The sequence below is a fragment of the Halobacillus litoralis genome (assembly GCF_009856355.1).
In the GTDB taxonomy this organism is placed as follows: Bacteria; Bacillota; Bacilli; order Bacillales; family Halobacillaceae; genus Halobacillus; species Halobacillus litoralis_B.
This window is the reverse complement of record NZ_WMEW01000002.1, coordinates 244606-258346: the sequence shown is the minus strand read 5'-3', so window position 1 is coordinate 258346 and position 13741 is coordinate 244606. Positions and strand designations below refer to the sequence as shown.

The window sequence follows — 13741 nt, the reverse complement described above, 5'->3', positions numbered from 1 at the left end:
GTCGAGATGGTCATGGTAAAAATTGGTTCACACGTATCAATGAAAGGGAAGAAAATGCTTTTAGGCGCGAGTGAAGAAGCAGCTTCCTACGGCTCCGGAACATTTATGATCTATACAGGCGCTCCTCAAAACACGCGCCGCCGTCCAATAGAAGAACTGAATATTGAAGCGGGCCGTGAACATATGAAAGCCAGCGGGATTGAAGATATCGTAGTCCATGCGCCTTATATCATCAATGTAGGCAATACAACCAAGCCGGAAACCTTCCAGCTCGGTGTCGATTTCCTGCGCAGTGAAATCGAGCGCACAGAGGCGCTGGGAGCAAAGCAGATCGTCCTGCATCCGGGCTCCCACGTAGGTCAGGGAGTGGATAAAGGTCTTCCGAAAATTATTGAAGGACTGAATGAAGTGCTTCATAAGGATCAGGATGTGCAGATTGCCCTGGAAACAATGGCGGGCAAAGGCTCTGAAATTGGAAGAAGCTTTGAAGAGCTCGCACAGATCATTGATGGCGTAACCATGAACGAAAAGTTGTCGGTATGTATGGATACATGTCATATTCATGACGCTGGTTATAATGTTGTGGAGGATTTTGATGGTGTCCTGAACGAATTTGATAAGATTGTCGGGTTGGACCGTTTGAAAGTCATCCACGTCAATGATAGTAAAAATATTCAGGGAGCGGCGAAGGACCGTCATGAAAACATCGGGTTTGGCCACATCGGTTTCGATGCGCTCCATAAAGTCATTCATCACCCACAGCTGAAGGATCTTCCGAAGATATTGGAAACTCCATACGTCGGGGAAGATAAAAAGAACAAAAAACCTCCATACCGTTTTGAAATCGATATGGTTAAACAAGGAACGTTTGATCCGGACCTTAAAGAAAAAATTCTTAATCAGGCATAAGGAAAAAGGCGGAGGTGCTGAACCTTCCGCCTTTTTTATTTCAGCCATTCCTCGACTCCGTATTCTTTGGCCAGCTTATGAAGCAGTTTATTTACTGACCGCGCTGTGTCTACAGAGGTCAGCCCTGCAAGCTTCTTCAACATTCTCTTCCGCCCGTCTTTCTCAAAAGGGTTTTCCTTATTCTTTCTTAACGCTTTAATAATGGCCTGTGCTTCTTCTTCTGTGATTGGAATCTGATACTTCCTGCTGTATTGAAGCAGTTCTTTAACGGTTAACTGCTTCAATTTCTGGGTAATGAATTGTTGGGCCATCTTCTTCATCACGTGATCACCCTTTCCCACTGTTTCATACACCATATGAATCGTGGGAATGATGTGTGTATTGAAAATAATTTCACGTATGAGTAGATGAATTGCAATCAAACACCCATTCGCGTAATATGGCGCATTGGCTCTTGTACAGCAAAGAGTCAGGAGAGGAGTGAACAGAATGAATGAGCAGCAATCTATTCTGCGAACGGTCCTTGCCATGCTGTTAATCAGTCTTGTCTTCATTACTTATCATCAATGGCATCAAAATGAACAGCAGGCAATGGCGGATGTAAATAAATCACTGAAAGAGAGCCAGGAGGAAATGGAGGGGGAAAAGGAAAAGCTCGCTTCGGTCAACGCCTATTTAAAAGACCAGTCTTCAGAGAATAAACGAAAAAATGGTTTTTTGACATGGCCGGGGATTGAAGATCAGGCCGATATCCTTGTACAGGAAAGTGATGGAGCCTTTAAAAAGGCGTGGGCGATGTATTTAGTGAAAGAGGCCAAGCGCTACGATCTGGACCCCTATCTCGTTTATGAGCTGTTAAAGGTGGAAACAGGAGGGACATTTGATCCTGAACTTGTAGGACCTGAAACAGAATATGGACGTGCCTACGGCATGTCCCAGTTCATGAAAAATACGGCTCCGTGGATTGCGGATATGGCCGGACTTCCCTATGAAGAGGAGCTGTTGTTTGATCCTTATTACTCCATGCAGTTATCATTCGTTTATCTGGATTATTTAAACAACCGTTATCAAAATTGGGATGAAGCATTAACCGCTTATCACCGGGGAATGTCAGGTCTTGAACAGTATAAAGAGGAACATGGTCATGCAGAGAGCTGGTATGCGGTGGAAATTCAGGAAAGCGCCGAAGCTCATACGACTCTGGCTTCAGCTGAATAATCGAGGAACCGGATGATCCGTCATCCGGTTTTTTTTCTGCCATCAAATCCCTTCATTAAAATATATAAAACGTCACATAATAAAGGTGATTCTCCATACAGAAAGTGAGGGAATTCGCATGTACGATCCAAAAGAAACTGTTGAGAATCAAACAGAAAATGCGCCCCATTACGGGGATGCCCGGGAAGAGGTTCATGAAGAAGAACCAACGAGGGAGCAGGTGCTGGAAGAGGCATTTGACGAAATTCAGGACAGTGATTTAAGAAAAGAAGCCGGGTACGACAAGGTGGAATCCGTGGATGATCACGGCCGCGGTCCTTATCAGCCTGTTTATGGGGACAGTTATGAAGAGGAATTTGCCCAGGAGGCAGCTATCGGTCCCATTGACGAACCGATGAATAATGGGGAGCAGGAAACGACAATGGAGGAAGATGTACAAGTAGGAATGGCCTGGCTGGGATTATCAGCCGCTATCCTTTCCTTTTTCTTTGCTCCACTCATTCTAGGTGCCGCAGGGATTATCCTTGGAATTGTCGGAAAGAGAAGAGGAGCCGACACACTTGGAAACATGGCGATCATCATCAGTGTTGTTTCCATTGCTTTTTCTCTCTTCTTCGCTCCGTTCATAAACTTCCTGTAAATAAGAAAAGGTGGACCATCATGGTCCACCTTTTTGGTTATCTTAGGATTGCTGCTGTTCAAGCTTTTTTTGACGCTCTTTCTCGTAGTGCTCTTCAGCAAGCTTATCTACTTCTTTTTTAAGTTCTTCGACCATGACATCCTCAGGCACTTTGCGGATGATTTCCCCGTGGCGGAAAAGAAGACCTTCACCGCGGGCACCGGCGATGCCGATATCTGCTTCACGGGCTTCACCCGGCCCATTTACCGCACAGCCAAGGACAGCTACTTTAATCGGAGCTTTAATGCTCTGAATGTACTCCTCGACTTCATTGGCAATGGAAATCAGATCGATTTCAATCCGTCCGCATGTCGGGCATGAAATCAGGGTGGCTGCGTTGGAAGCGAGTCCGAAAGTCTTCAGTAGTTCTTTGGCTACTTTCACTTCTTCTACAGGATCAGCACTTAAACTGATGCGGACGGTACTTCCAATTCCCTTACTAAGAATGGCACCAAGACCGGCGGCACTTTTGACCGTACCGGCGAAAAGTGTTCCGGATTCTGTAATACCAAGGTGGATCGGATAATTGAAAGCGGCCGCCGCCTTTTCGTAGGCCTCAATGGCAAGCTTGACGTCTGAAGCCTTCAAGGAAACAATGATGTCATGGAAGTCGAGGTCTTCAAGAATCTTAATGTGGTGAAGCGCACTCTCAACCATTCCATCAGCCGTAGGGTAACCGTATTTTTCAAGGATATGACGCTCAAGGGAACCTGCGTTTACTCCGATACGAATCGGAATCCCTTTTGCTTTCGCTGCTTTGACAACAGCTTCAACTTTTTCACGTTTACCAATGTTTCCGGGGTTGATACGGATTTTATCCGCGCCGCCCTCAATGGCTTTCAAGGCTTTCTTATAATCGAAGTGAATATCGACAACGAGTGGAATGTTGATACGTTTTTTGATTTCAGGAATGGCATCAGCGGCACGGTCATCAGGGCAGGCAACACGGACGACCTGGCATCCGGCCTCTTCCAGACGTTTAATCTCAGCTACAGTAGCCTCGACGTCGTGCGTTTTCGTTGTGGTCATGGACTGAATGACAACTTCATCTGAACCACCTATGGTAAGGTCCCCGACTTTGACGGGACGTGTATCTTTTCTGTGCGTAATTGGCATGAATATCGCTCCTTTAAATTAAAAAAAGGGTTGCAGGATGTTTTTCCAATCTTCATTATAAGGGCAATGGCTGGAAATGAGAAGTAAGGACTCTCAAAAGCTCCGCATTTCACGTTAAGTTTGTGTAAACAGATTGGATTCCTCGACGTGAAAAGTATATCACGAGAGGAAACGGAAGAAAATTGTTATCATTTGAAACACAGCCCCTTTGTCGTTCGTACGTATAGTAATAGGAGAGAGGGTGAACCGTTATGCTGGAAACAGATTGGATAGCACTGCTGATTACATTCTTTGGAACTATGTTCCTGATCGGTGAGCTGCTTGTTAACATGCGCGGCATTTTCGCTGTGCTGGGACTCGGGTTTATTACTGTGTTTTTCTCCAGTTATCTTGCTGTGGATATGTTTATCATTATGATGTTCGTTTATTTCCTAGGTCTTACACTTATGATCATTGATGGGAAGCTGATCAATGATGGAACACTGGCCACCATAGGAGCGGCAGCGATGATTACAGCTGTGGGCTTTAGTGCGCCTACCTGGACTGCGGGATTATACAGTGTCATTGGAGTCATTGCCGGGGGCTTCGCAGCGCTTGTTTTCCTTAAGGTTTTCAAACGGAGAAACATGTGGAACAAAATGGCATTGAATGATCAGATGACATCGGAAATGGGCTACAATTCCATGAATGAAACGTATCAGAAGCTTCTGGGGAAAACAGGGACTGCCCGGACGGATATGCGTCCTTCCGGAACCATTGAGATAGAGGGAGAGGACTACAGTGCTGTCTCGAATGGTCAGTGGATCTATAAGGATCAGCCTGTAACGGTCGCTTCTGTAGACGGGACTAAAATTATGGTTAAGAAGGTTCATGATTAACGTTTGTTCGCATATCCATCATTAAGCTCTTGTAAAGGATGGATCAGAGCAGCCGGCCGATGGAGGTTCGGAGGCTGAGAATAGGTGCCTCTGGCAGAAATCTTGCCGATGTACCAGGACACTTCGCAACGGAAGGGCTCCTGGAAATTGGTCGATTACGGACCTTCATACCCATGTAAAAGGTTTCCTCTGGAGGGAACCTTCAGCTTGTAGAGAAACCCTTGTTTCTTTACAAGCTTTTTTCTTTCTTACCGCCGGGATCGAAAGCCCCTTCCCTTTCCGCGGACAAGTGCCCGAGCTTCCTCGCAAAACCCACGCTCGGCGATCCCGGCCCACTCGTTCTTCCGCAGGAGTGGAAGGGGCACCGCTCCCTGGGAGTTCTCTAAATCGAAAAAGACTGTCCTTCACCCAGCTCAGCTGAATGGAGGACAGTCTTTTTCATATTCCGGCAGGCAGCCATCATCAGCGCCTGTTCTTTCCCCTTTTCTTTTTCACGCAACCGGCAACAGCGCAGCCCATGCCGGTCTTTCGAATCTGCGATCCTGCTTCGTGCACAATCTCTCATCTATCTATCCTAACGTCGGCACGAGGGGCGTTCGGTGGTAATGCCTGCGGGAACAGCACGGGACGAAGATCCACTTGGGCAGGCGACCTTCCTAACCAAGTCAGCGGAGGGCGTGCCCGCGGCAGCATTCATCCACCTAAGCGGAATGTAACCCCTGACATGACAAATGGACAACTCTAACTGGTTAACTCAGGCTTTTTCTACTCCTCCAGAGGGAAGCCTTTTTTGTTATGGAACAGAGGAATGGAAGGCAGTTTTCCATGGATACCTCACAGAAACGTTCCTTATATGAAAAGCCCCAATGTAAATTTAATGTTAAGTTTTCTATTACATCTTTACAAAAGATTCGTGGTTCGTTAATAATGGATGAGGTGTTTTATAGAGAGACATACAGAAATTCGGATGAGGAAAGGGTGGAAAACATGGAAATCGATGTGCAGCAGATGATATTCGAATTCATCGGCGGGCTAGGTATTTTCCTGTTTGGAATTAAATTTATGGGAGACGGCCTTCAAAAAGTAGCGGGAGACCGTTTGAGGGAACTTTTAGACCGTTTTACCAGCAATCCGTTAATGGGAGTTATTGCGGGTGCCGTAGTAACTATTCTTGTTCAAAGTAGTTCGACAACAACTGTATTGACGGTTGGATTGGTTAACGCTGGATTTATGACCTTTAGACAAGCCATTGGTGTTATTATGGGTGCCAATATTGGGACGACTTTTACTGCATTCATAATTGGTATTGATGTGAAAGAATATGGACTGCCTATACTGGCTCTTGGTGCCTTGTTGATTTTCTTCTTTAAGAACAAAAAAGTATCCAATATCGGACAGACGGTTTTTGGACTTGGTGCATTATTCTTCGGTCTTGAATTAATGAGTGGAGGTATGAAACCGCTCCGCTCCCTTGAAGCCTTCAGGGAACTGACATTAAGTATGAGTGAGAACCCTGTTCTGGGTGTTGTCATCGGGACACTGTTTACAGTGATCGTGCAGAGTTCCAGTGCTACGATTGGTATTCTTCAAGGGCTGTTCGGGGAAGGCCTGGTTGATATTCAAGCCTCTCTTCCGGTTCTTTTCGGTGATAACATTGGGACAACCATTACTGCTGTCATTGCAGCTATCGGAGCCAGTGTAGGAGCGAAGCGCGCTGCCTTTGTGCACGTTATTTTCAACGTGCTGGGTGCTACCGTTTTCCTCATTTTATTAAAGCCTTTCACCTTATACGTGGAGTGGCTCCAGGACTATCTGAACCTTGGACCTGAAATGACCATCGCCTTTGCGCACGGATCCTTCAACATTGCCAACACAGTGGTCCAGTTCCCATTCATTGCTGTTCTGGCGTGGATTGTAATCAAGCTTGTACCTGGGAATGATTCACTGATCGAGTTCAAACCGCAGCATCTTGATCCGATCTTTATCGAACAGTCTCCTTCTCTTGCGCTTGATCAAGCGAAGGAAGAAGTGGTCCGCATGGGTGAATATGCCTATAAAGGGTTGGAAGAAACAAGTCTGTATTTGAATAACAAACAGCAGAAACACTCAGAGATTGCGATGCAGATTGAAGACGCTCTGAATAACCTTGATCGGAAAATCACGGATTACCTGGTTGATCTTTCTCAAGCATCCCTGACGGATGAAGAAAGTAGAAAACACTCTGCATTGATGGATTCGGTCCGTGACCTGGAACGCATCGGAGACCACTTTGAAAATATCATCGAGCTCATCGATTATAAAAATTCCAACAAAGTAAATCTGACTGCTCAAGCCGTCGACGATTTGAACACGATGTTTGATTTAACGTTGATGACCGTGAAGCAGGCAACTAAATCCCTTGAAAGCATGAGCCGCGAGGAAGCACTCGCCGTTGTCCAGAAGGAAAATGAACTGGACCGGATGGAACGAAGCTATCGTAAGAAGCACATCATCCGCTTGAATGAAGGGGTATGTACAGGACAGGCTGGTATCGTATTTGTAGATATGATCAGTAATCTCGAACGAATTGGAGACCACGCTGTGAATATCGCAGAAGAAGTACTGGGAGAAAAAGAGAGTCTGTAATGGACAAGGTGAAAGCTCTTGGAGCTTTCACCTTTTTTTATAAAAAAACCTTGATGCGTCCGTAAAAGCATGGTATATTATTTTTGTCGCTGAAAACGGAGCGAAAAAAGATGTTGACATCACATCTCATAAATGTTACATTTATTAAGTCGCTTACAAAGCGAATACGGCGGTGTAGCTCAGCTGGCTAGAGCGTACGGTTCATACCCGTGAGGTCGTGGGTTCGATTCCCTCCACCGCCACCATACATATGACATCTATAAACATGGCGGTTGTGGCGAAGTGGTTAACGCACCGGATTGTGGTTCCGGCATTCGTGGGTTCGATTCCCATCAACCGCCCCATGTGGACCCTTAGCTCAGCTGGTTAGAGCTATCGGCTCATAACCGATCGGTCGCAGGTTCGAGTCCTGCAGGGTCCACCATATATAGATTCCGGAGGAGTACCCAAGTCCGGCTGAAGGGAGCGGTCTTGAAAACCGCCAGGGGGTTTACGCCCCGCGGGGGTTCGAATCCCTCCTCCTCCGCCATCTTTTTCCAATGGAAAACCATTCGGAAAACATCATATTACCTGGCTCGGTAGCTCAGTCGGTAGAGCAACGGACTGAAAATCCGTGTGTCGGCGGTTCGATTCCGTCCCGAGCCACTTTTGAATGAACAAGCGATGTGCTTGTTTTTTTTATGTTTAAGACCTGTACATAAGGGAATTTATAATACCGGAAGAGATTCCATCTCTTTGTCATGCAAATCAGTTGCAACCGACAAACCTGTTTGATAATGTGAAATGAGAGGCGGAAGCTTCTTGTTTTACATACTATTTTAAAGGAGGAGTTACATTATGGCTAAATTTGAACTACCAGAACTACCTTACGCATACGATGCATTGGAACCAACGATCGATAAGGAAACAATGAACATCCACCATACGAAGCACCACAACGGATATGTAACAAAGCTGAACAATGCACTTGAAGGACATGCAGATCTTCAGGACAAGTCATTGGAAGAGCTTCTATCCAACAATCTTTCAGCAGTACCGGAAGATATCCGCACAGCTGTGCGCCGTAACGGTGGCGGCCATGCCAACCACAGCCTTTTCTGGACAATCATGTCTCCAAACGGCGGCGGTGAGCCGACAGGGGATCTGGCTACTCAGATCAACGATACTTTCGGAGGCTTTGATCAATTCAAAGAAAAATTCGAAACGACAGCAACCGGCCGCTTCGGTTCAGGCTGGGCATGGCTTGTAGTCAATAATGGCAGCCTGGAAGTGATTGATACACTAAACCAGGATTCTCCGATCATGGAAGGTAAAACACCGATCCTTGGCTTGGATGTATGGGAGCACGCATACTACCTGAACTACCAGAACCGTCGTCCGGATTACGTTTCTGCATTCTGGAACGTCGTTAACTGGGATGAAGTAGCGAAGCGCTTCGACGCAGCTAAATAAATGGAATGAATAACACCAGTGAGAGGGGCGGATATATCCGCCCCTCTCTTTTTGTATATCTCCATATGTTCTGAAAACACTAAAGGAGAACATAAAGGAGACATGCATATGATGAGTAAGCTGCGCACATGGCTGAGCCGCGAAAACGTTTCTAGAGATTTATTATTGTTACTTCTCATTGGAGGCTTGTACTCCCTCGGAATATTTTTATCCAGCACTTTTGTGAACATTTACTTATGGAAGCAGTCCAACAGCTACACGGATATCGCCCTTTATAATCTCAGTATATACATCTTTCAGCCGCTCACTTTTATCATCGCGGGCCGGTGGGCGAAAAAAATGGACCGGGTGATTGTGCTGAGAACAGGAGTAACGGTCCTTTCGTTATTTTTCCTGACTGTGCTGATGGTAGGGGAGCGGGCGGCTTCGTTTAATTTAATGCTTGGAGCCCTGTTAGGGATTGGTTATGGTTTTTACTGGCTCGCTTATAATGTCCTGACTTTTGAAATAACAGAGCCCGACACAAGAGATTTTTTTAACGGATTTCTTGGTGTCCTCCAGTCGCTTGGCGGCATGACAGGACCGCTTCTGGCCGGGATTATTATTTCACGCATGAATAACTTTACAGGGTACACCGTCATATTCAGTGTATCCTTTGCGCTGTTTATTGTAGCTGTTTTGGTCAGCTTCGGCTTATCAAGGAGGAAAGCGAGAGGGAATTTTTCCTTCCAGCGGATCGTCAAAGAGCGCAGGCATAATGTGGATTGGAAACGTATCTTGAATGCCCATGTAGCCCAGGGGTTCAGAGAAGGGACTTTTTTATTCGCTGTCTCGATATGGATCTTCCTCCTTACAAAGAATGAGCTGTCTCTCGGTGTTTTTAATTTGGTCTATTCCGGCTTTTCGTTCATGTTTTATTTTCTTGTCAGCAGGTGGGTGAAGCCGAAGCGGAGAAAAACATCGATTTTTATTTCCGGACTTTGTTTATATGCGAGCGTCGTCATCCTTCTATTCAGCAGTACGATGCCGCTGCTTTTACTGTACGCTGCTGTGGCCGGGATTTTTTTCCCGCTGTTATATGTGCCTTATGTGTCTCTCACATATGATGTCATCGGGAGATCGTGGAATGCTGCTGAGATGAGAATTGAATATATCGTTGTCCGGGAGATTTTCTTGAATATGGGAAGAGTCCTCTCCATCCTCGTCTTTTTAGGGGCAATTACGTTCATTCCACCGGAAACGGGTATCCCTTACATCCTGCTTCTTGTTGGTGGTGGACACTTCCTGATCTATTTCTTCATTAAAGGAATCGACTCGAAACCTCGACGCGTGACCCATAATTGAAACCAAACACCCATGAGCTTCGTCTATTCCTACTACCTGAAAAAATGGTATAATAGCGGGAGGACTTTGAAAGAAGGAGAGGAGTTCATGGGGAAAAACAAAAACAAACGGTATAAACATAATACACACCTTCCCTTTCGGCTGAACGTGGTGTTTTTTATTGTGTTCGTTTTATTTGCCGGGATCATCCTCCAGCTCGGCGTTGTTCAGATTTTGAACGGCGAAGAAGCTCAGGATGAAATAGACCGGACGGAAAATACAACAACGACCATTTCTGTCCCGCGGGGAGAAATGTATGATAGTCAGGGAAAGGTGATTGTTGATAACGAGCCTCTGTATTCCATTACGTATACACCACCCAAAGGTGTGCAGGCGGGGGACAAGCTGGAACTTGCTCAAACGCTGTCCTCTTACCTGGATATGGACTATGAAAATCTGACGGACCGCGATTTAAAGGAATATTTCTACCTGCAGAATGAACAGGAAATCCGTGACCGTGTAGAAGATCAAGTAACAGAAGATATGGACAACGGGGAAGTGTACCAGCTGCAGCTGGACAGCATTACAGATGAGGAGATTTCCGGCTACGACAATCAGACGAAGGAAATCATCGCTGTTAAGAAAGAATTGGATCAAGCATACTCCCTGGCACCACATGTGATAAAGAATTCGGATATTACGGAAGCGGAGTATTCCGCTGTGGCAGAAAACCTGGCGAAGCTTCCAGGTGTCAATGTCACTTCGGACTGGGAACGTACATATCCGTATGAATCCGCGTTCCGCAGTTACCTCGGAAGTATCACTTCAAGTGAGCAGGGCCTCCCCCGGGACGACCTTGATTATTACATGTCTCTGGACTACAGCCGCAACGACCGTGTAGGCACAAGTGGGCTTGAGCAGCAGTATGAAGAAGTCCTCAGGGGAACCAAGGAAAAAGTGCAGTATGAAACCGACAGCAACAACAACGTCATTGATTCCAAAGTTATCAGGGAAGGGCAGGCAGGAAAAGACCTTCAATTAACGATTGATATGGAACTTCAGGAAGAAGTAAACAAAATTGTCCAGGAAGAGCTCCAGTCAGCGATTGTCAATGCACCTTCTCTTAACAGGCACTTGGAGAATGCCGTTGCTGTGGTTTCAAATCCACAGACAGGCGAAATTCTGGCTATCAGTGGACAGACCTATAACCGTAATCCGGAAGAAGGAGAGAGCCGTTTTACAGACACTTCACACCAGGCGCTGTATAATGCCTATATGCCGGGGTCAACGGTTAAGGGAGCGACGGTTTTGACTGGTCTTCATGAAGGTGTTGTGACACCAAATACATGGATTAATGACAAGCCTGTTACTATTGCAGATGGCAAAAAAGCTTCGTACACATCAGGCATTGGAACAGTAAATGATATTGCAGCCCTGCAGCAGTCCTCCAACGTCTACATGTATTTCCTTGCGATGTATTTAGGTGGGGAAACAAGCAACCGTTATGATATGGATGCTCTGAAGCTTAAAGACGGAACGTTGGATAAATTCGTTTATAACTTCAATCAATTTGGACTAGGGGTGCCGACAGGGATTGATTTTCCATATGAGGCCTCAGGTGTTAAAGGAACTTTGAGACAGCCCGGGCAGATTCTTGACTTTTCCATCGGACAGTTCAATACGTATACAGCTATGCAGCTGAATCAATACGTTTCAACAATTGCCAACGGTGGTGACCGCATCCGTCCTCGTCTTGTGAACAGTGTCCATGAACCGTCCAACAGCGACGGTCTCGGACCGGTGTATAAAGATTATACCCCGGAGGTGCTGAATCAACTCGATATGGATTCATCGTATATCGAGCGGGTTCAGGAAGGGTTCAGACAAGTGGCTCAGACGAGTGAAGGTACGGCCAGTTCTGTATTCTCAAAGCAGCCTTATGCCCAATATGATATGGCTGTGAAGACCGGTACGGCCCAGGCATCGAAAACCGTATTCAGTGAAGACGGAGAGCGGACAACCTATGATGATCTTCTAAACAAGACATTAGTCGGCTATGCTCCATCCGATAATCCGGAAATTGCCTTCTCGATTATCTCTCCATATTTAGGAGAGGGTGCATCGAGCACATTCGGCATCAGTAATAACATTGGTGCAAGAATAGGGGAGGCGTACTTTGAGCTGAAAGAAGCACGGGAAAATGGTACGGCTGACGAAGGTCCTGGAGAACAAGAGAATAACAATGGAGAAGATGCAGAAACTGAGGAGTGATACGTAACGTATCACTCCTTTTTTTATACGAAGACGGATGGAAATAACGTGAAAATCACTCAATTACCAATCTTTTTCGCTAAAAAACCCCAATTTACAAAACCTTTACGTTTGATTCATATGTTATTAAAACTCCGTCGTTAGTATATAAAATGTGAGTTGGCCAAGCAGCCGACAGCATTAAATATCCATAAATAATAGGGGGAGAAAGAAATGAAGAACTTCAAGAGTTTAGCTTTAATGCTTGCATTCATCCTTGTAGTAGGAGTGCTTGCAGCATGCGGTGGTTCCGAAGAAGGAAATACAGAGGAACAGGACAGTGCAAATGGTGAAGGTTCTGGAGAAGAAAGTTCCGAGGAAGTTTCCGGACCGATTGACATTGATGGTTCTTCTACGGTGTTCCCAATCATGGAAAACTTAACGTATTCCTATCAGCAGGAGCAGACGGAAGTCGACGCGACATTGAACTCTTCCGGTTCCGGCGGTGGATTCAAAAAATCTACAGTTGGTGAAATTGATCTAAGTAACGCTTCCCGTGAAATCAAGGAAGAAGAAATGGCAATCGCTGAAGAAAATGACATTACTCTTGAGCCGCTGGAGCTGGCTTACGATGGTCTTTCTGTAGTAGTAAGTGCTGAAAATGATTTCGCTGAGGAACTTACGATCGAGCAGCTCAAGCAGATTTTCCTTGATTCTTCTGACGCTCAAATGTGGTCTGACATCAACCCTGACTGGCCTGAAGAAGAAATCAAAATCTTCAGCCCTGGTCACGATTCCGGTACATTCGATTACTTCAATGAAGTAGTTCTTGAAGAAGAGCCGATGAAAGAAGGCGAAAACACGACTCTTTCTGAGGATGACAACGTTCTTGTGCGTGGAATCAAAGACAATCCAAATGCTATCGGATTCTTCGGTTATGCGTATTACGCGGAAAACGAGGACAGCCTGAAAGCTCTTGCTATTTCTGAAGGCGAAGGAGAAGCGGTCGAGCCGACTCCGGAAACGATTCAGGATGGTTCTTACACTCCACTTTCCCGCCCGTTGTTCACATATGTTAACGTGAATGCTTATAAAGAAAAAGCACAGGTTCGTGACTTTGTTGAGTACACATTGAACAATGCTGGTAAAGCAGCTGAAGAAGTTGGCTATGTAGCTCTTCCAGACGAAAAGTATCAAGAACAGCTTGATATGGTCAGCGGCTGGGCAGAGTAAGTTACTTTAAAACCTAAAAAGGAGGGGTGAGGCTGATGGCAGTCTCACCCTGCCTTAT

The 13741-nt window shown here is 45.8% G+C and carries 12 protein-coding genes and 5 tRNA genes; 14 read left to right on the top strand and 3 right to left on the bottom strand.

Features of this window, described 5'->3' with window-relative positions:
* The first annotated feature begins 12 nt into the window (after positions 1–12).
* Positions 13–909, top strand: a complete 897-nt coding sequence (locus GLV97_RS05130; protein WP_160836141.1) for a deoxyribonuclease IV — start codon at positions 13–15, stop codon at positions 907–909.
* A 35-nt stretch (positions 910–944) separates the two neighbouring features.
* Here the strand turns inward: GLV97_RS05130 and GLV97_RS05125 are convergent, their stop codons facing one another.
* Positions 945–1229: a DUF2624 domain-containing protein gene (locus GLV97_RS05125; RefSeq protein ID WP_160836140.1), complete on the bottom strand. Its 285-nt coding sequence runs from the start codon at positions 1227–1229 to the stop codon at positions 945–947.
* 169 nt (positions 1230–1398) lie between these two features.
* Here GLV97_RS05125 and GLV97_RS05120 point away from each other — a divergent pair, with 169 nt between their 5' ends.
* Complete coding sequence (locus GLV97_RS05120; RefSeq protein ID WP_237416814.1) at positions 1399–2127, top strand: lytic transglycosylase domain-containing protein; 729 nt, start codon at positions 1399–1401, stop codon at positions 2125–2127.
* Between the two features lie 118 nt (positions 2128–2245).
* On the top strand, positions 2246–2767 hold the full coding sequence (locus tag GLV97_RS05115) for a DUF4190 domain-containing protein (RefSeq protein WP_160836139.1): 522 nt from the start codon (positions 2246–2248) through the stop codon (positions 2765–2767).
* Positions 2768–2809: 42 nt separating this feature from the next.
* Here GLV97_RS05115 and ispG read toward each other — a convergent pair whose 3' ends face one another.
* Positions 2810–3922, bottom strand: a complete 1113-nt coding sequence (gene ispG, locus GLV97_RS05110) for a flavodoxin-dependent (E)-4-hydroxy-3-methylbut-2-enyl-diphosphate synthase (protein ID WP_160836138.1) — start codon at positions 3920–3922, stop codon at positions 2810–2812.
* 251 nt (positions 3923–4173) lie between these two features.
* Here ispG and GLV97_RS05105 point away from each other — a divergent pair, with 251 nt between their 5' ends.
* Positions 4174–4800: an NfeD family protein gene (locus GLV97_RS05105; protein WP_160840648.1), complete on the top strand. Its 627-nt coding sequence runs from the start codon at positions 4174–4176 to the stop codon at positions 4798–4800.
* A 382-nt stretch (positions 4801–5182) separates the two neighbouring features.
* On the opposite strand, the gene GLV97_RS05100 is transcribed toward GLV97_RS05105, so the two are convergent.
* Positions 5183–5365, bottom strand: a complete 183-nt coding sequence (locus GLV97_RS05100; RefSeq protein WP_160840646.1) for a hypothetical protein — start codon at positions 5363–5365, stop codon at positions 5183–5185.
* Between the two features lie 422 nt (positions 5366–5787).
* On the opposite strand from GLV97_RS05100, the gene GLV97_RS05095 reads away from it, so the two are divergent.
* The 10 genes from GLV97_RS05095 to GLV97_RS05050 all read left to right on the top strand — a co-directional run bounded on the left by GLV97_RS05095 (position 5788) and on the right by GLV97_RS05050 (position 13683).
* Positions 5788–7425: a Na/Pi cotransporter family protein gene (locus tag GLV97_RS05095; RefSeq protein ID WP_160836503.1), complete on the top strand. Its 1638-nt coding sequence runs from the start codon at positions 5788–5790 to the stop codon at positions 7423–7425.
* A gap of 168 nt (positions 7426–7593) precedes the next feature.
* Positions 7594–7670: transfer RNA gene (locus GLV97_RS05090), tRNA-Met, on the top strand.
* A 23-nt stretch (positions 7671–7693) separates the two neighbouring features.
* Positions 7694–7769: transfer RNA gene (locus tag GLV97_RS05085), tRNA-His, on the top strand.
* Positions 7770–7772: 3 nt separating this feature from the next.
* Positions 7773–7849, top strand: a tRNA-Ile gene (locus tag GLV97_RS05080).
* A 12-nt stretch (positions 7850–7861) separates the two neighbouring features.
* Positions 7862–7954, top strand: a tRNA-Ser gene (locus tag GLV97_RS05075).
* A 43-nt stretch (positions 7955–7997) separates the two neighbouring features.
* Positions 7998–8070, top strand: a tRNA-Phe gene (locus tag GLV97_RS05070).
* Positions 8071–8262: 192 nt separating this feature from the next.
* The gene (locus tag GLV97_RS05065; RefSeq protein WP_160836136.1) at positions 8263–8877 is read left to right on the top strand and encodes a superoxide dismutase; all 615 of its coding nucleotides are present in this window, start codon (positions 8263–8265) and stop codon (positions 8875–8877) included.
* Positions 8878–8985: 108 nt separating this feature from the next.
* Entirely contained in the window at positions 8986–10221 is a 1236-nt protein-coding gene (locus GLV97_RS05060; RefSeq protein ID WP_202409597.1) for an MFS transporter, read from the top strand.
* 87 nt (positions 10222–10308) lie between these two features.
* Positions 10309–12471, top strand: a complete 2163-nt coding sequence (locus GLV97_RS05055; RefSeq protein ID WP_160836135.1) for a peptidoglycan D,D-transpeptidase FtsI family protein — start codon at positions 10309–10311, stop codon at positions 12469–12471.
* A gap of 213 nt (positions 12472–12684) precedes the next feature.
* Complete coding sequence (locus tag GLV97_RS05050; protein WP_160889173.1) at positions 12685–13683, top strand: PstS family phosphate ABC transporter substrate-binding protein; 999 nt, start codon at positions 12685–12687, stop codon at positions 13681–13683.
* Positions 13684–13741 lie beyond the last annotated feature (58 nt).